Origin of the sequence: Anaerotruncus massiliensis (ex Togo et al. 2026), assembly GCF_030825285.1 — a bacterium.
Taxonomy (GTDB): Bacteria; Bacillota; Clostridia; order Oscillospirales; family Ruminococcaceae; genus Anaerotruncus; species Anaerotruncus massiliensis.
Map to the genome: position 1 here is coordinate 154,526 of NZ_JAPJQF010000002.1, position 15,707 is coordinate 170,232.

At 62.9% G+C, this 15,707-nt stretch carries 14 protein-coding genes and 1 pseudogene; 8 read left to right on the forward strand and 7 right to left on the reverse strand.

Features of this window, described 5'->3' with window-relative positions; translation table 11 throughout:
* Nucleotides 1-128: 128 nt before the first annotated feature.
* The 3 genes and pseudogenes from mglC to RCI06_RS01825 all read right to left on the reverse strand — a co-directional run.
* The gene (gene mglC, locus RCI06_RS01815) at nt 129-1,370 is read right to left on the reverse strand and encodes a galactose/methyl galactoside ABC transporter permease MglC (protein WP_276871589.1); all 1,242 of its coding nucleotides are present in this window, start codon (nt 1,368-1,370) and stop codon (nt 129-131) included.
* A 23-nt stretch (nt 1,371-1,393) separates the two neighbouring features.
* The gene (locus RCI06_RS01820) at nt 1,394-2,896 is read right to left on the reverse strand and encodes a sugar ABC transporter ATP-binding protein (RefSeq protein WP_101552103.1); all 1,503 of its coding nucleotides are present in this window, start codon (nt 2,894-2,896) and stop codon (nt 1,394-1,396) included.
* A 197-nt stretch (nt 2,897-3,093) separates the two neighbouring features.
* Nucleotides 3,094-4,026 (reverse strand): annotated as a pseudogene (locus RCI06_RS01825) (galactose ABC transporter substrate-binding protein); the annotation flags it as partial.
* Nucleotides 4,027-4,682: 656 nt separating this feature from the next.
* Between RCI06_RS01825 and RCI06_RS01830 the strand changes: the two are divergent.
* From RCI06_RS01830 to RCI06_RS01845, 4 genes are read left to right on the forward strand one after another with little or no spacing between them, the layout of a single operon-like run.
* On the forward strand, nt 4,683-5,105 hold the full coding sequence (locus RCI06_RS01830; RefSeq protein WP_306573854.1) for a Fur family transcriptional regulator: 423 nt from the start codon (nt 4,683-4,685) through the stop codon (nt 5,103-5,105).
* Nucleotides 5,102-6,019, forward strand: a complete 918-nt coding sequence (locus RCI06_RS01835) for a metal ABC transporter substrate-binding protein (protein ID WP_306573856.1) — start codon at nt 5,102-5,104, stop codon at nt 6,017-6,019. Before RCI06_RS01830 ends, RCI06_RS01835 begins: the two co-directional genes overlap by 4 nt.
* Nucleotides 6,019-6,726, forward strand: coding sequence for a metal ABC transporter ATP-binding protein (locus RCI06_RS01840; RefSeq protein ID WP_373690833.1), 708 nt, complete (start codon nt 6,019-6,021; stop codon nt 6,724-6,726). Before RCI06_RS01835 ends, RCI06_RS01840 begins: the two co-directional genes overlap by 1 nt.
* Entirely contained in the window at nt 6,719-7,549 is an 831-nt protein-coding gene (locus RCI06_RS01845; RefSeq protein WP_101552093.1) for a metal ABC transporter permease, read from the forward strand. The genes RCI06_RS01840 and RCI06_RS01845 overlap by 8 nt, the downstream gene beginning before the upstream one ends.
* A gap of 46 nt (nt 7,550-7,595) precedes the next feature.
* Here the strand turns inward: RCI06_RS01845 and RCI06_RS01850 are convergent, their stop codons facing one another.
* The 4 genes from RCI06_RS01850 to RCI06_RS01865 all read right to left on the reverse strand — a co-directional run bounded on the left by RCI06_RS01850 (nt 7,596) and on the right by RCI06_RS01865 (nt 11,251).
* A complete protein-coding gene (locus tag RCI06_RS01850) occupies nt 7,596-8,516 on the reverse strand; it encodes a SufD family Fe-S cluster assembly protein (protein ID WP_101552091.1) in 921 nt (306 codons plus the stop codon).
* Nucleotides 8,509-9,243 carry an ABC transporter ATP-binding protein gene (locus RCI06_RS01855; RefSeq protein ID WP_276871578.1) on the reverse strand — a complete coding sequence of 245 codons (735 nt, stop codon included), beginning with the start codon at nt 9,241-9,243 and terminating at the stop codon, nt 8,509-8,511. Before RCI06_RS01855 ends, RCI06_RS01850 begins: the two co-directional genes overlap by 8 nt.
* A gap of 44 nt (nt 9,244-9,287) precedes the next feature.
* Nucleotides 9,288-10,085 carry a ZIP family metal transporter gene (locus RCI06_RS01860; RefSeq protein WP_101553269.1) on the reverse strand — a complete coding sequence of 266 codons (798 nt, stop codon included), beginning with the start codon at nt 10,083-10,085 and terminating at the stop codon, nt 9,288-9,290.
* A gap of 125 nt (nt 10,086-10,210) precedes the next feature.
* On the reverse strand, nt 10,211-11,251 hold the full coding sequence (locus tag RCI06_RS01865) for a M23 family metallopeptidase (protein ID WP_276871574.1): 1,041 nt from the start codon (nt 11,249-11,251) through the stop codon (nt 10,211-10,213).
* A gap of 150 nt (nt 11,252-11,401) precedes the next feature.
* Between RCI06_RS01865 and RCI06_RS01870 the strand changes: the two genes are divergently transcribed.
* The 4 genes from RCI06_RS01870 to RCI06_RS01885 form a co-directional block, all read left to right on the forward strand.
* On the forward strand, nt 11,402-12,556 hold the full coding sequence (locus tag RCI06_RS01870) for a sugar diacid recognition domain-containing protein (RefSeq protein ID WP_158595539.1): 1,155 nt from the start codon (nt 11,402-11,404) through the stop codon (nt 12,554-12,556).
* Between the two features lie 296 nt (nt 12,557-12,852).
* Nucleotides 12,853-14,235 (forward strand): GntP family permease, encoded by a 1,383-nt coding sequence (locus RCI06_RS01875; RefSeq protein ID WP_306573861.1) that lies wholly within the window; start codon nt 12,853-12,855, stop codon nt 14,233-14,235.
* 76 nt (nt 14,236-14,311) lie between these two features.
* Entirely contained in the window at nt 14,312-15,448 is a 1,137-nt protein-coding gene (locus RCI06_RS01880) for a glycerate kinase (RefSeq protein WP_256151546.1), read from the forward strand.
* A gap of 12 nt (nt 15,449-15,460) precedes the next feature.
* On the forward strand, nt 15,461-15,707 hold a 247-nt coding region (locus RCI06_RS01885; RefSeq protein WP_306573862.1), incomplete at its 3' end, for an NAD(P)-binding domain-containing protein.

Sequence of the window (15,707 nt, forward strand, 5' to 3'; positions counted from 1 at the left end):
AGGGGTTCTGTGCAGGATACACAGTATTGTTCCCCTGATAATCACTAGCATTATATCATTTTCTTCCAAAAAAAGAAAGGGCCGACTTCAAAAGCCGGCCCTTTTTTTGGGAAACCAAACGGTTAGGATTATTTCTTGCGATATTTGCCCATGTCGATCGCGACCGCGACGGCGATGATGATGCCCTTGATGACCTGCTGCCACATCGGGGAGATGTTGATAAACTGCAGGCCGTACTGGATGACCGAGAAGATCAGAACACCGGAGACGATGCCGCCGACCTTACCGATGCCGCCGTTCAGCGAGACGCCGCCGACGACGCAGGCGGCGATCGCGTCGAGCTCATAGCCGTTGCCGTAGTTGTTGGTGGCGCCCGCGGTACGGGCGGCCTCCAGGACGCCGCCGACGCCGTAGAGGGCGGAGGCGAGGATGAAGATGCCCATGATGGTCTTGAAGACGTTGACGCCCGAAACGACCGCCGCTTCACGGTTGCCGCCGATGGCGTAGACATTCTTGCCGAAGACCGTCTTGTTGAGCACGAACCAGATGATCACCAGCACGACGAGGGCGATCGGGACGAGGATCGAGATGCCGGGGAAGACGACCTGTCCGGCCGCGTTCCTGATTTCACCGAGCTTGGTGAGACCGAGGGCGGAGAAGTCGGAGCGGATGCCGCCCAGAGGCTGCGAGTTGTTGGGAGGCAGATCGAAGTAGAGGGAAGTCGCGCCGTAGACGATAACCTGGACGGCCAGCGTTGCGATGAACGGGTGCATGTCGTATTTCGCGACGAGGAAACCGTTCAGGGTGCCGAAGAACATGCAGGCGATGATCGCGAGCAGGATCGGCAGGATGATCGGGACCTGCGGCAGGTCGGGGTAGAAGCGGTTGGCATATGTAGCCGTCTGGAGCATCGAGCAGGAGATGACCGCCGCCAGACCGACCATACGGCCGGCGGAGAGGTCGGTGCCCGCGATCAGCAGGGTGAAGCAGATACCCAGCGCGATGATCAGCCTCGTGGAGGAGATCGACAGGATATCGAGGATAACGCGGACCTGCATGAACCGGCGCTCCTTGATGCAGATGATCACAACGAGCACGAGCAGCGCGAGGATGATCGCGTAGTTGGTCAGGAAGGCTTTCGCCGCTTTTTTGGAGAACGTGACGTCGCCGAGGGTGGCGCGCCGGGAATACTGGATGCCGCCGTAGATGGCGACGATGATGCCGAGGCCGATCATGATGACCGGCAGGTCAAAAATCACCTTGGACAGGTCAACGGCGAATTGCAGGAGCAAACCGAGGACGATCAAAACGCCGCCGCCAATGATGAAGCCAAGGGAGAATTTCGCGCGGGGGACGATCTTTCCTTGCATTCCTAGTACCTCACTTTCCTAAATCATTTCATAAACTGGGTTGCCAGGCGCATAACCTCGACCTGGTCGAACTGGTCCTTCTCGAGGAAGCCGGTAACCCTGCCCTCGCACATGACCATGACGCGGTCGGCCATGCCGAGCAGCTCGGGCATCTCGGAGGAGATCATGATGATGCTCTTGCCCGCCTTGACGAGGTCGAGCATAATGGTGTAGATCTCATATTTGGCGCCGACGTCGATGCCGCGCGTCGGCTCGTCAAGAATCAGGATGTCGGGGTCGGTGAGCAGCCAGCGGGCGATCAGCACCTTCTGCTGGTTGCCGCCCGAAAGGTTCTGCATGGCGGTCTCAAGGGTCGGGGTCTTGACGTTGAGCTGCTTGTCGGCTTCCGACGCGGCCTGGTAGCGTTTCTTCTCCTGAAGCACGCCGTGTCTGGCGTATTTCTGCTGGCTTGCAATAACGGTGTTGTCGAGCACCGAAAGGGAACCGAACACGCCGGTCGCGCGCCGTTCCTCGGTCAGCAGGGCGATTTTGGCGGCTTTGGCGTCACGCACGTTCTTGACGTGGAAGGCCTTGCCGTTCTTCTCGATGATACCGGAAGCGATCTCCCGCAAACCAAAGATCGCTTCGACCAGCTCGGTGCGCTGCGCGCCGACCAGTCCGCCGATGCCGAGAATCTCGCCGCGGTGCAGGTGGAAGCTGACGTCCTGGAATGATTTGGGAAGTGGGGAGCAGAGGTCCTTGACACGGAGCACCGTCTCGCGCGGGAAGGGCTCGTAGTCCTTGGGCGGGAAGCGGTTGGTCATGTCGCGGCCGACCATGCGGCTGATGATCAGGTCGGTGGTCAGCTCGGCGGCGGGCCAGGTGCCGACATACTGTCCATCGCGCATGATGGTGACCTCGTCCGCGATGCGCAGGATCTCTTCCATCTTGTGCGAGATGTAGATGATGGAACGTCCTTCGTCGCGGAGCTGGTTGATGATCTTGAAGAGGTGCTCGGTCTCATTATCGGTCAGCGACGAAGTCGGCTCATCCATGATAATGATCTTCGAGTTGTAGCTGACGGCCCTTGCGATCTCCACCAGCTGCAGGGTGGATGCGGAGAGCTCGCCGGCGCGGATTTCGGGGTCGATGTCCAGATCGACCTTTTTGAACAGGTCCTTGGTCATCTGGATCATTTTCTTGCGGTCCACGGCGATGCCCCTCATGGGGAACCTGCCCAGCCAGATGTTCTCCATGACCGGCCGGAACCGGATCGGGTGGAGCTCCTGGTGGATCATGGAAACGCCCAGATCAAGCGCCTGCTTGGAAGTGTTGATGACTTCCTTTTTCCCGTCGAGAATGATCTCGCCGCCATCTTCGTGATAGATGCCGAAAAGACATTTCATCAGGGTGGATTTGCCGGCGCCGTTCTCACCCATCAGAGCGTGCACGGTGCCCGGACGGACTTTTAGTGTAACGCCGTCCAAGGCGGTGACGCCGGGAAAAACCTTGGTGATCTTGTTCATTTCCAGCACGTATTCGCCCATACAGTCGTCCTCCTTCTTTCCTGAAATAAGATGCCCGCGTTTGCCGTGCTGCGGGAAACAGCGCACGGCAGCCCGGCGACCGGTCCGCGGACATAAAATTCGGCGGGGAACGCGGAAAGCGCTTGCTTTCGCGTTCCCCGCCTAAAGGTGCCTAGGAATGCCCGTTTATCAAACTAAATGCATCTGAGTGATTCAGATTACATGAAGTCCTGATAGTTGTCGGCAGTGACCTTGACATACGGGACCCAGATGTACTTGCCATCGGTGACGTCGTAGCCAACGGTATCCTTGGTGATCTCGAGACCCTGCGCAGCCGCGACGGCCACGTTGACGGTCGCGATGCCCTGGTTCTCAGCGTCGTTCAGGACGGTGCCGAGCAGCTCACCCTTGCTCATGGACTCCAGAGCCGGAGCGGTCGCGTCAACGCCGACGACCGGGATGTACTTGGAAGCGTCGCCAGTGTTGTAGCCTTCAGCCTTCAGGGCTTCGATCGCGCCGAGCGCCATGTCGTCGTTGTTCGCGAAGACAGCCTCGATCTTGTCAAGACCCTGGGAAGCGATGAAGCTCTTCATGAGGTCGGTCGCCTTGACCTTATCCCACATGGCGGTATCCTGGCCGAGCGCCTCGGTCTTGAAGGTGCCGTCGTCCTCGATGGCCTTGATGCAGTACTCGGAGCGGAGAACCGCGTCCTGATGTCCGGGCTCGCCCTGGAGCATGACGTACTGGATCACGCCGTCGCCGTTCTTGTCGGCGCCTGCATTGGCCTTGAAGTAGTCGAGAATGATCTGGCCGGACATCGTGCCGGACTCCTCGGCGCGGGCGCCGACGTACCAGGTCTTGTCATACTTCGCCATGTCCTCTTCGGAAGGCTGACGGTTGAGCAGAACGATCGGGATGCCAGCGGCGGAAGCCTTGTCGATGATCGGGCCGGCGGCGGTCAGGTCGACCGGGTTGACAGCCAGAGCATTGACGCCCTTGGTGATGTAGGTGTCAACCTGCTCGTTCTGGGTCGGCTGCTTGTTCTGGGAGTCCACGATCTCGATGGTCGCGCCCAGGGACTCAGCCTGCGCGGTCATGTTGTTGCGGACGCCGGTCATGAAGGTATCGTCGAATTTGTAGATGCAAGCGCCGACGGTGATGCCGTCGCCGTTCAGGGTCGCGGGGGCAGCATCCGCAGCGGGAGCTTCCTCGGACGGAGCGGCGTCTTCGGCGGGAGCAGTGGACTCGGCCGGAGCGGCGGGCTCAACCGGAGCGGGCTCGGCGGCGGGCTTGCTGCCGCACGCGGCCAGAGACAGAATCATGAGTGATGCGAACACGAGAGCGAGAATTTTTTTCATCATTCAATTCCTCCTAAACATTTGTGTTCTTTCTTCCGGCGGTATGGACGTATTCTCCCGATACGCTCACGCCACCGTTTTCATTATAGACGGGGGTAACTTCGAAAACCATCAAATTTTCTTTGCAGTTTCATGAAATATCTTCACAGATATGACATTTTGGACGATAAATGCACCGATTGATTGTTTAATTTGACAATGAACTGTAAAATACAAACAGAAAGCATTGAAAAATGTGAGATTTTTTTGCCCAAACTAAACAGGAAAGGAGCGTTTTCCCACCTTTTCCAGATATTGACGAAACGCCCGAAAACAGCCGCTTTGCGGCGTATGGGAGCTGTAAATTTGGTGCAATATTCCATTGTGGGCGGGTCTTCCTTGACAAGCGCGGCGGGGTGGGGTAAAATATGAAATCGGAATTCATTTTCAAATTACAGGGGGGCGAAGGGATGCCGGACGGATATAAGACGCGCCAGCGGGAGCGGATTCTGCAATTTCTGACCGAGAACCGCGACAGGCACCTGTCCGCGGAGGATGTGGCCGCCCATCTGCGCGCCCAGCAGCTCCCTGTCGGACGGACGACCGTCTACCGGACCCTCGACCGGCTGGTCGAGCAGGGCGCGGTGCGCCGCTACTACCTCGGGGAGGGCGCGGGCGCCTGCTACCAGTTCACCGGACGGGAGGACTGCCATGAGCACTTTCATTTAAAGTGCACCGGCTGCGGCAGGCTCATCCACGTCGAGTGCGACTATCTCGGCGAGGTGTCGAAGCATGTGCTGGAACACCACCAGTTTATGATCGACAACACCAAGACGGTGCTCTACGGCCTCTGCGCCGACTGCGCCGCGAAGAACCAGGGAGAACCCAAATGAAAAAGATCCAAAGAATAGCCGCCGCCCTCCTCTCGGTCCTCCTGCTGGCGGGCTGCGCGGCCCCGGCCGGAGACGGCGGGGAGGACGGCCGGGTGAAGGTCGTGGCGACCCTCTTTCCCCAGTACGACTTTGCGCGGCAGATCGCGGGGGAGCACGCCGACGTGACGCTGCTGCTGCCGCCGGGGGTGGAGAGCCACTCCTACGAGCCGACCCCCGCGGACATCATCATGATCGGGAAGGCCGACCTCTTCCTCTATACGGGCGAATATATGGAGCCGTGGGCGGAGAAGATCCTCGCCGGCGCCGGGGAGGGCGTGCGGGCGGTGGACCTGTCGGCGCATGTGACGCTCGAAAAGGACGATGACGGGGACGGCCACGACCACGGCGGGTACGACCCGCACATCTGGACCGACCCGCAGAACGCCAAGATCATGGTGGACGACATCGCGGCGGCGCTCTGCGCGGCCGACCCGGAGAACGCCGGGGAGTACCAGACGGCCGCGGCGGAATATAAGGGACGGCTCGACGCGCTCGACGAACGGTTCTCCGAGGTCGTGGAGACGGGAAAGCGCCGGGAGATCGTCTTCGGCGGCCGGTTCGCGCTGCACTACTTCGCCGAGCGGTACGGGCTCACCTGCATCTCGGCGTTCGACTCCTGCTCGGGCGAGACCGAGCCGAGCGCGGGCGCGGTGGCGCAGATCATCCGCGCGATCGAGACGGACGGCGTCCCCGTCATCTACTACGAGGAGCTGACCGACCCGAAGGTCGCGCGCTCGATCGCGGAGGAGACGGGCGCGAAGCCGCTGCTGCTCCACTCCTGCCACAACGTCTCCAGGGAGGAGCTGCAAAACGGCGCGACCTACCTCTCGCTGATGGAGCAGAACGTTGAAAACCTGCGGGAGGGGCTGAACTGATGGCGCTGATATCCTGTAAAAACGTGACGATGGGCTACGAGAACCAGCTGGCCGTGGAAGACGTCAGCTTCGACATTGAGGACGGCGACTACGTCTGCATTGTCGGGGAGAACGGCTCGGGCAAGTCGACGCTGCTCAAGGGGCTGCTCGGGCTCCTGAAGCCGCGCGCCGGGGAGATCGCCTTCGGCGACGGGCTCAAACAGAATATGATCGGCTACCTGCCCCAGCAGACGATCGTCCAGCGGGACTTCCCCGCGTCGGTGTGGGAGGTCGTGCTCTCGGGCTGCCTCAACCGCCGTGGGATGTGGCCCTTCTATTCGCCCGCCGAACGGAGAATCGCGTCGGCCAACATCGAAAAGCTGGGCATCGGCGGGCTGGTCAAAAAATCCTACCGCGACCTGTCGGGGGGGCAGCAGCAGCGGGTGCTGCTCGCGCGCGCCCTCTGCGCCACCGAAAAGCTGCTGCTGCTCGACGAGCCGGTGACGGGGCTCGACCCGGTCGTCACCAGCGAGCTCTACGCGCTGATCCGGCAGCTCAACCGGGAGGGCGTGACGATCGTCATGGTCAGCCACGACATCAACTGCTCGGTGCATTACGCGGGCAAGATCCTGCATATGGACACCGGCGTGCTCTTCTACGGGCCGTCGGAAAAATACCTGCAAAGCGACGTCTGCCGCAGGCTGCTGGGAGGTGACGCGCATGGGTGAGCTGTTCCGCGAGCTCTTTTCCTATTCCTTTATCAGCCGCGCGCTCATCGTGGGCATCCTCGTCGCCCTCTGTGCCGCCCTGCTCGGGGTCTCCCTCGTGCTCAAGCGGTATTCGATGATCGGCGACGGCCTCTCCCACGTCGGGTTCGGCGCGCTGTCGGTCGCGATGGCGATGAACGTCGCGCCGCTGGCCGTATCGGTGCCCGTCGTCGTGATCGCCGCGTTTCTGCTGCTGCGCATCAGCGAAAGCAGCAAGATCAAGGGGGACGCCGCCATCGCGCTCATCGCGTCGAGCGCGCTCGCGATCGGCGTCATCGTCACCTCGCTGACCACCGGCATGAACACCGACGTCTACGGCTATATGTTCGGCAGCATCCTCGCGATGAGCGGGGGGGACGTCGTGCTCTCCGTCGCGCTGTCCGCCGTCGTGCTGCTGCTCTTCGTCTGCTTTTACAACAAGATCTTCGCCGTCACCTTCGACGAGGCGTTCGCGCAGGCCACCGGCACCAATGCGAAGCTCTACAACATGCTCATCGCCTTTTTGACGGCGATCACCATCGTCGTGGGCATGCGCATCATGGGCGCGATGCTCATCTCCTCCCTCATCATCTTCCCGGCGCTCACCTCGATGCGGGTCTGCCGCAGCTTCAAGGGGGTCGTCGTCACCTCCGCGGCCGTGTCGGTCGTCTGCTTCTTCGCGGGGATCGTGGGGTCGTTCGCCTTCTCCACCCCGGCGGGCGCGTCGGTCGTCGTCGCGAACATCGCAGTCTTCGCCTGCTTCTGGCTGGCGGGGCTCGCGCGTTCCCGCTTCGGGAAGGCATAGCAAATAAAAACGGGCGGGCCGCGTGAGCGGCCCGCCCGTTTTTCGTTTATTTTAAGAATCCCTCAATGATCTTCTGTTCGGCCTCCTGCTCGGTGAGGCCCAGCGTCATCAGCTTGGTGAGCTGCTCGCCCGCAATCTTGCCGATGGCCGCCTCATGGATGAGGGCGGCGTCGACGCTGGCCGCGGTCAGCTCGGGGATCGCGCTGACCGACCCCTCGTCCATGATGATCGCGTCGCAGGCGGAATGCCCGGTGCAGCGGGTATTGCCGTTGATGACCGAGCGGAACACCTGGTGGGAGCTGCCGCGCGCGACCGACCGGGAGACGAGGTCGCAGCCGGAGTCCTCCCCCGTGAGGTCGACGGAGAAATCGGTCTCGGCGGTCTGCTCCCCGTGGGTCATGAGCTTTTCGCGGATGACCAGCCGGGCGTCCTTCATGAGCTCGGCGCGGGTGATCCGTTTGGTCGAGTCGACCCCCTTGATCTGGGTGGTGTCCATCTTCATGTAGCCGCCCTCGTCGATGCGGACCCAGGTCTGCGGGTTGATGATCCGCCTGCCCGTCCCCTCGCCGACGCCGACGTGCTTTTCGAGGTAGAGGACCCGCGCGTCCTTGCCGATGAAGAAGCGGTGGACGCCGTTGTGCTGGGACTCCTCCTCCCCCTCGTTGTGCACACCGCAGCCCGCCACGATCGTGACGTCCGCACCGTCGCCGATGTAGAAGTCGTTGTAGACGAGGTCGCGCACCCCCGTGTGGGTGACGCAGGCGGGGATGTAGACGGTTTCGCCCTTCGTGCCGGGCAGCACCCTGATGTCGATGCCCGGTTCGTCGGTCTTGGAGGTGATGCGCACGTTGTCGGTCGAGGCGCGCCCGGCGCAGCCGCCGTCCTCGCGGATGTTGTAGGCGGCGTTCTTCGGCACGCCGGATAGCTCGGACACCATCTCGAGCAGCATTTCGGTGATCTTATTCATGGCAGATTCCCCCTTCCTGCGGGCAGAAGGCGCAGCGGCTCCCGTCGCCCTTGAGCAGGCCGGGGAGGATCTCCTCCCGCGGGCCGTGCGCCGTGACGACGCCGCTCGCGAGCACGACCAGCTCGTCCGCGATCTCCAGGATCCGCTCCTGGTGGGAGATGACGACGAGCGAGCCGCTCGTCTCCCGGCGCAGCTTCTGGAAGACGCCGATGAGGTTCTGGAAGCTCCACAGGTCGATGCCCGCCTCCGGCTCGTCGAAGATGGTGAGCCGCGTTTTGCGCGCCATGACCGACGCGATCTCGATCCGCTTGATCTCGCCGCCCGACAGGCTCGCGTTCACCTCGCGGTCGATGTAGTCCATTGCGCAGAGCCCCACGTCGCTGAGGTAGCCGCAGAGCTGCTGCTCGCTCAGGGAACCCCCGGCGGCCAGCTCGACGAGGTCCCGCACCGTCAGCCCCTTGAAGCGCACCGGCTGCTGGAAGGCGAAGCCGACGCCGCGCCTGGCGCGCTCGGTGATGCCGAGGCCGGTGACGTCCTCCCCGTCGAGGAGGATGCGCCCCGCCGCAGGCCGGGTGATTCCCGCGACGACGCGGGCGAGGGTGGATTTTCCGCCGCCGTTCGGCCCGGTGATCACGACGAATTTCCCGTCGTCGATTTTGAGGCTCACGTCCCGGAGGATGCCGCGGCTGTCGTCCACATCCACGGTGATATTTTGCAGTTCCAGCATGTTTTCACTCCTGTTTCTGTTGCGGATGTCCCGGAATATTTCTGTTATCCCAGCGCCACGTCGAGGATCATCATGACGAGGAAGCCGAACATGACGCCGATGGTGCCCACATGGGAGTGTTCGCCGAGGTGCGCCTCGGGGATCAGCTCCTCGACGACCACATAGATCATCGCGCCCGCCGCGAAGGCGAGCAGCCAGGGCATGACGGGGGAGACCGACCCGGCGATCAGCACGGTGAGGATGCCGCCGATCGGTTCCACGATGCCCGAAAGCGCGCCGTAAATAAAGGAGCGGGTGTTGGAGAGCCCCTCCTTCTTGAGGGGGAGGGAGATTGCGGCGCCCTCGGGGAAGTTCTGAAGCCCGATGCCGATGGCGAGCGCGACGGCCGCCGCGAAGGTGTTCGCCGCGCCGCCCTGGGCGGCCAGCGCGAAGGAGAGCCCGACGGCCATCCCCTCGGGGATGTTGTGCAGCGTGACGGCGAAGACGAGCATCGTCGTGCGCCGCAGGGAGGAGGGCATGCCCTCGGGGCTGTCGCTGCCCGGATGCAGGTGGGGGAGCAGGCGGTCGAGCAGCATGAGGAAGAGCCCGCCGAGCACAAAGCCGCCCGCCGCGGGGATCCAGCCGATCATCCCCTGCTCCTCCGCCATGTCGATGGCGGGGATGAGCAGAGACCAGACGGACGCCGCGATCATGACGCCCGCCGCGAACCCCAGAAAGACCTGCTGGAAGGACGCCTTGATCTCCCCGCGGAAGAAGAAGACGACCGCCGCGCCCAGCGCCGTCATCAAAAATGTGAACCCCGTGCCGATAGCGGCCGACAGGACGGGATGCAATGCGTTCATCATAACTACCGCCTCCTTGGTCGCCTTATATTATACCAGACAAGTATAGAAAAGGGAAGAGCCATTTTTGCGGCTGCGCGCCGGTCCCCAGCAGAACAGAAAGAGCGGGGCGCAGCCCCGCTCTTTTAGGATGCTCCGCGCGAGTCCGTAAGATACTGCGCGGCGGAAAAGTCCAGGTATTCATACCGGCGGCTGTAACATCCGCCGGCGCCCCGGTCGACGGTGCTGCGGTTGCGCTCGAGGAAATTGACGAGCTGGTAGACGTCGATCCAGATCTCCCCGTTGCCGGTCTTCTGCGATTCGTCGAAGATGAGCTGCATGCCGAAATGCAGGTGGGGCACCTTCATCCCGTTGACGTCCTCGGTGTTGGAGTAGCCCGTCATGCCGAGATAGCCGATGACGTCGCCCGCCTGCACGACGCTCCCCTTTTCGAGCCCCGGCTGGTAGGGGCCCCCCTTGCGGAGGTGGGCGTAATAATAGTAGCGCCTGCCATCAAAGGAGCGGATGCCGATCCGCCAGCCCCCATACTGGTTCCAGCCGAGCTCCTCGACCACCCCCGACTCGACCGCCACGATGGGGCTGCCGACGTTGCCCATCAGGTCGTTGCCGAGATGCCTGCGCCGGTAGCCGAAGGAACGGGCGTTGCCGAAATCGTCGCAGTGGGAAAAGCCGAAGCCCTCCGCCACCGGGCAGTAGGCCTTGAGCCCGTATTTGACCTGCCAGCGCGGCTCTCCGTCCCCATCGGGCAGCGCGATAGCGTAATCCCCGACCATGCCGTCCAGCACCGCGCCGTAGGCCTCCTTATAATAGGGATAGTCCTTATATTCCCCGCCGATGCCGTCGAGCGTCTCCCCGGCGCGCAGCCGGTCCATCAGCCGGTCGAGGTCGGCGGCGCGGTAGGACTTCCAGTTGCCCCAGTAGCCCGCCGCGAGGCAGGCGAGCAGGTCGGGCATCGGCGCGGAAAGCCCCTCCCCATGCGCCGTCACCGCTGCCCGGTAGCTCCCGTCGAGCGCGGCCGAGGGCACGTTGAAATCGACCCATTTGATATAGGAGGAGGCGGGCAGCGCCTCCGAAGCGGGCGCCGCGGCGGGACGCGCGGCAAACAGCGCCGCCCCCGCGGCCGCCGCTAGCAGAATCCCCGCAAGAACGATTTTTCCGCGCCGCATGGCAACCCCTCCCCGTCCCACCATTATATGTGCGGAGGGGGCGGCGGTATGCGCTTTGCGCGGCGCCTCTGACGCTTCCACCCAGATGCGCGATGATACCACACGCGCTTTGCATGTGGTATAATGGGAACCGGAAGGGAGGGCTGCCATATGGATATTTCCAAGCGGAACGCCATGCAGATCGTCAACGAGATCAGCGGCATCATCGGCCAGCACGTCAACATGATGGACGCGGACGGCACGATCATCGCGAGCACCGACCCCGAGCGGATGGATACCTACCACGAGGGCGCCGCGCGGGTGATCGGGGAGCATCTCGACGAGCTGATCATCCAGAGCGACGACGAATACGAGGGGACCCGGAAGGGGATCAACCTGCCCATCCTGCTCGACGGGGAGATCGCGGGGGTCGTGGGGATCACCGGCGAGCGGGACGAGGTGGTCAAATACGGGCAGATCATCAAAAAGATGACGGAGATCCTGCTGATCGAGAATTTCGACAAGGAGCAGAAGAAGATCGACGACCGCATCCGCACCCGCTTCATCGACGAATGGCTCTACGGCGACGCGATCAGCCAGGGACAGGCGTTCATCCAGCGGGGCGCGCGGCTGGGCATCGACATCACGCTGCCCCGCCGGGTGCTCGTGGCGGAGATCGAAAACCTGCGGGACTACAGCGACAGCCCCGAGGGCCAGCGGATCATCGACCGGGTGAACAAGACGGTCCGCCGGATGGTCGGGGAGGAGAAGAACGGCGTCTTCGCCAAGACGGCCTCCCAGATGATCTGCCTCATGCCCGACTGCGAGGACGCGAAGCTGCGGTTCTTCGCGCAGCAGATCCAGGCGCAGGTGTGGCGGCAGTTCAGCATCCGCGTGATCGTGGGCGCGGACAGCCGGGACGGCAGCCTCCTGCACCAGTCCTACCTGCGCGCCCACAAGGCGCTCAGGGCCTGCCGCGCCTCCCGCGGGAGCACGATCCGGTTCTACGACGACATCAACCTCGAGCTCTTCATGGATGAGATTCCCCAGACCTCCAAGGCGGAATTCATCCGCCGCATCTTCCGCGGCTTCACCCCCGAGGAGATCGACTCCTGGGTGCACCTGCTGGAGGTCTATTTCGAGGCGGACGGATCGCTCTCCGACGCGGCCGCCCAGCTCTTCATCCACAAGAACACCCTCCAGTACAAGCTGCGCAAGCTCTGTGAGCAGACGGGCTACGACCCGCGCAGCCTGTCGGATTCGTCCCTCTTCTATCTGGCGGTGCAGTTCTACAACGAAAACCGGGACGAGCTGAATTTTGTATAGAATGTGAACAAAGGAGGGGCGCTTTCTATAATTCTGTTTTCAGGGACAGATTCTATTAATAGAATCTGTCCCTGAAAACATAGACGGCAAACAAATGGCATAGTATAATTATGACAGAAAAAGGGAAAAATCGGCGGGACAAAATGTGGAAAACACCCAATCGTGTAAAAGCCGCTCCTCCGGGCCTCGCGGGATGGCCCCGGATGGGCGGCTCGTTAAAGAAAGAGAGCGGACAATCGGGGCAGGCGGCGGCGAAAGCCGCATCACATAGGCATGTTTGAATGGAGGTAGAGACTATGACAGGAGTACCGCTTCTCATCACATTTGTCATCGCGATCGTCGTGATGATCCTCGCAATTTCCAAGCTGAAACTGCACCCCTTCCTCGCCATCATGGGCGTGGCGCTGCTGCTGGCGATTATCGTCGGCATCCCGCTTGCCGATATCCCCGGCACGATCGGCGCGGGCTTCTCCGGCACCTTCTCCAGCATCGGCATCGTCATCATCCTCGGCGCGATGATCGGCTTCTTCCTCGAGAAGACCGGCGGCGCCATCCGCCTTGCCGACGCGGTCGTCAAGATCGTGGGCAAGAAGCACCCCGAAATCGCCATCATGCTGATGGGCTGGATCGTCTCGATCCCCGTCTTCTGCGACAGCGGGTTCGTCATCCTCAACCCCATCCGCAAGGCGATGGTCAAAAAGACGATGTGCTCCTCCGTCGCGATGACGGTGGCGCTGTCGGGCGGCCTTTACATCTCGCACGTCTTCATCCCGCCGACGCCCGGCCCGATCGCGGCGGCCGGCACCCTCGGCATCGGGAACAACCTGCTGCTCGTCATCGGCATGGGCGCGCTCGTCTCGATCCCCTGCCTGGTCGTGGCGTATTTCTTCGCCAAATACATCGGCAAGCGGGTCAAATCCCCCTCCGAGGACAACCCCGACGACAATGAGGTCGTCAAGAGCTATGAGGAGCTCGTCAGGGAGTACGGCAAGCTGCCGAGCACTCTGGCCTCCTTCGCCCCGATCGTTCTGCCGATCATCCTGATGGCGCTGAGCTCGATCTCCTCGATCCTCGGCTGGCAGGGCGGGCTCGCGAGCGTCTGCGCCTTCCTCGGCGCGCCGATCATCGCGCTGGCGGTCGGCCTGCTGTGCAGCATCGCGACGCTGGTCACCGCCGGCAAGATGGGCGAATTCCGCGACTTGACCGACGAGACCCTCAAGACGGTCGGCCCGATCCTCTTCATCACCGCCGCGGGCGGCGTGCTCGGCAAGATCATCTCCACCGCGGGCTTCGTCGACTATATGTCGGAGAACGCGGCGTTCCTGTCGAGCGTCGGCATCTTCTTCCCCTTCCTCATCGCCGCCATCCTCAAGTCGGCGCAGGGCTCCTCGACGGTCGCGATCACCACGACCGCCGGCATCATGGGCGCGATCTCCGAGTCGGGCAGCATGATGGCCGCGCTGGGGCTGACCTCCCCGGTGGCCGCCGCCCTGACCGTCATGGCGATCGGTGCGGGCGCGATGACCGTATCCCACGCGAACGACTCCTACTTCTGGGTCGTCACCAACTTCGGCGAGCTCAAGGCGCAGGACGGCTACAAAACGCAGACCATGCTGACGCTGCTGATGGGCGTCGCGGCTATGATCTTCATCTGGATTCTCTCCCTCATCCTCATTTGACGCGGGCGGGGGCAAACATTTCAAGGATGGAAAGCCGGACAGGATCTGTCCGGCTTTTCTCCAAAGGGGGATATGCATGAAAAAAGTGATCCTGATGCCCGACTCCTTCAAGGGGACGATGAGTTCCTCGGAGATCTGCGGCATTATGGAAAAGGCGGTCCGCGCCTACTATCCGGACGCGGAGGTCGTCCCGATCCCCGTCGCGGACGGCGGGGAGGGAAGCGTGGACGCGTTTCTGGCCGCCGTCGGCGGCGAGCGGGTCACGGTCCCCGTGAGGGGGCCCTACATGGAGGAGATGGAGGGGTATTACGGCCTGCTGGACGGCGGCTCCACCGCCGTCATCGAGATGGCGGCCTGCGCGGGCCTGCCGCTCGTGGGGGAGAACCGGCACGCCGAAAAGACCACCACCTACGGCGTCGGCCAGCTCATGGCCCACGCCGCGGGGCGCGGCTGCAAAAAGATGATCGTCGGGCTGGGCGGCAGCGCCACCAACGATTTCGGGGCGGGCGCGGCCGCGGCGCTCGGCGTGCGCTTTCTCGACGAGGCGGGGGAGGAATTCGTCCCGGTGGGCGAAAACCTCGCGCGCGTCGCGAAGATCGACATGTCGGGGCTGCTGCCCGCGCTCCGGGGGATCGAGGTCATCACGATGTGCGACATCGACAATCCCCTCTGCGGCAAAAACGGCGCGGCCCACATCTTCGGCCCGCAGAAGGGCGCAGACCCCGCGATGGTCGAATACCTCGACGGGCAGCTCTCCGCGATCGCCCGCACGGTCGGGCGGGAGCTCGGCCGCGACGTGGCGGACCTGCCGGGCGCGGGCGCGGCGGGCGGCATGGGGGGCGGCATGGTCGCCTTCCTCGGCTCCCGACTGCAGATGGGCATCGAAACGGTGCTCGACACCGTCGGCTTCGACCGGCTCGTGTCCGACGCTGACCTTGTGCTGAGCGGCGAGGGCAAGATCGACACCCAGAGCCTGCGCGGCAAGGTGGTCATCGGCGTGGCCCGCCGCTGCAAAAAGCACGGCGTGCCGCTCGTGGCGCTCGTCGGGGACATCGGCGACAACATCGAAAACGCCTATGAGGAGGGGGTGTCGGCGGTCTTCAGCACCAACCGCGTGGCGGTCGACTTTTCGGTTGCCAGGACGCGCAGCAAAAGCGATATGGCGCTCACCGTCGATAACCTCATGCGTTTTCTCAGCCGGATCGGCTTTTAAGGAGGCGCTGTTATGAAGATCGGATTTATCGGCCTCGGCATCATGGGCAGGCCGATGGCAAAGAACCTCCTGCGGGCGGGGCACGCGCTCACCGTCTGCGACCACCATCCCGAGCATGTGGCGGAACTCGCCGCGGCGGGCGCGCGCGCGGCGGATACGCCGCGGGAGGCCGCCGCCGGAAACGAGCTGGTGATCACCATGCTGCCCAACTCCCCCAACGTCCGCGAGGCGGTCTGCGGGGAGGGGGGCGTGCTCGAGG

Coding starts and splice junctions, on each gene's coding strand:
- RCI06_RS01835 (WP_306573856.1), top strand. CDS start 5,102: ATGAAAAAGATCCAAAGAATAGCCGCCGCCCTCCTCTCGGTCCTCCTG.
- RCI06_RS01865 (WP_276871574.1), bottom strand. CDS start 11,251: ATGCGGCGCGGAAAAATCGTTCTTGCGGGGATTCTGCTAGCGGCGGCC.
- mglC (WP_276871589.1), bottom strand. CDS start 1,370: ATGCAAGGAAAGATCGTCCCCCGCGCGAAATTCTCCCTTGGCTTCATC.
- RCI06_RS01840 (WP_373690833.1), top strand. CDS start 6,019: ATGGCGCTGATATCCTGTAAAAACGTGACGATGGGCTACGAGAACCAG.
- RCI06_RS01850 (WP_101552091.1), bottom strand. CDS start 8,516: ATGAATAAGATCACCGAAATGCTGCTCGAGATGGTGTCCGAGCTATCC.
- RCI06_RS01870 (WP_158595539.1), top strand. CDS start 11,402: ATGGATATTTCCAAGCGGAACGCCATGCAGATCGTCAACGAGATCAGC.
- RCI06_RS01880 (WP_256151546.1), top strand. CDS start 14,312: ATGAAAAAAGTGATCCTGATGCCCGACTCCTTCAAGGGGACGATGAGT.
- RCI06_RS01855 (WP_276871578.1), bottom strand. CDS start 9,243: ATGCTGGAACTGCAAAATATCACCGTGGATGTGGACGACAGCCGCGGC.
- RCI06_RS01845 (WP_101552093.1), top strand. CDS start 6,719: ATGGGTGAGCTGTTCCGCGAGCTCTTTTCCTATTCCTTTATCAGCCGC.
- RCI06_RS01820 (WP_101552103.1), bottom strand. CDS start 2,896: ATGGGCGAATACGTGCTGGAAATGAACAAGATCACCAAGGTTTTTCCC.
- RCI06_RS01860 (WP_101553269.1), bottom strand. CDS start 10,085: ATGAACGCATTGCATCCCGTCCTGTCGGCCGCTATCGGCACGGGGTTC.
- RCI06_RS01830 (WP_306573854.1), top strand. CDS start 4,683: ATGCCGGACGGATATAAGACGCGCCAGCGGGAGCGGATTCTGCAATTT.
- RCI06_RS01875 (WP_306573861.1), top strand. CDS start 12,853: ATGACAGGAGTACCGCTTCTCATCACATTTGTCATCGCGATCGTCGTG.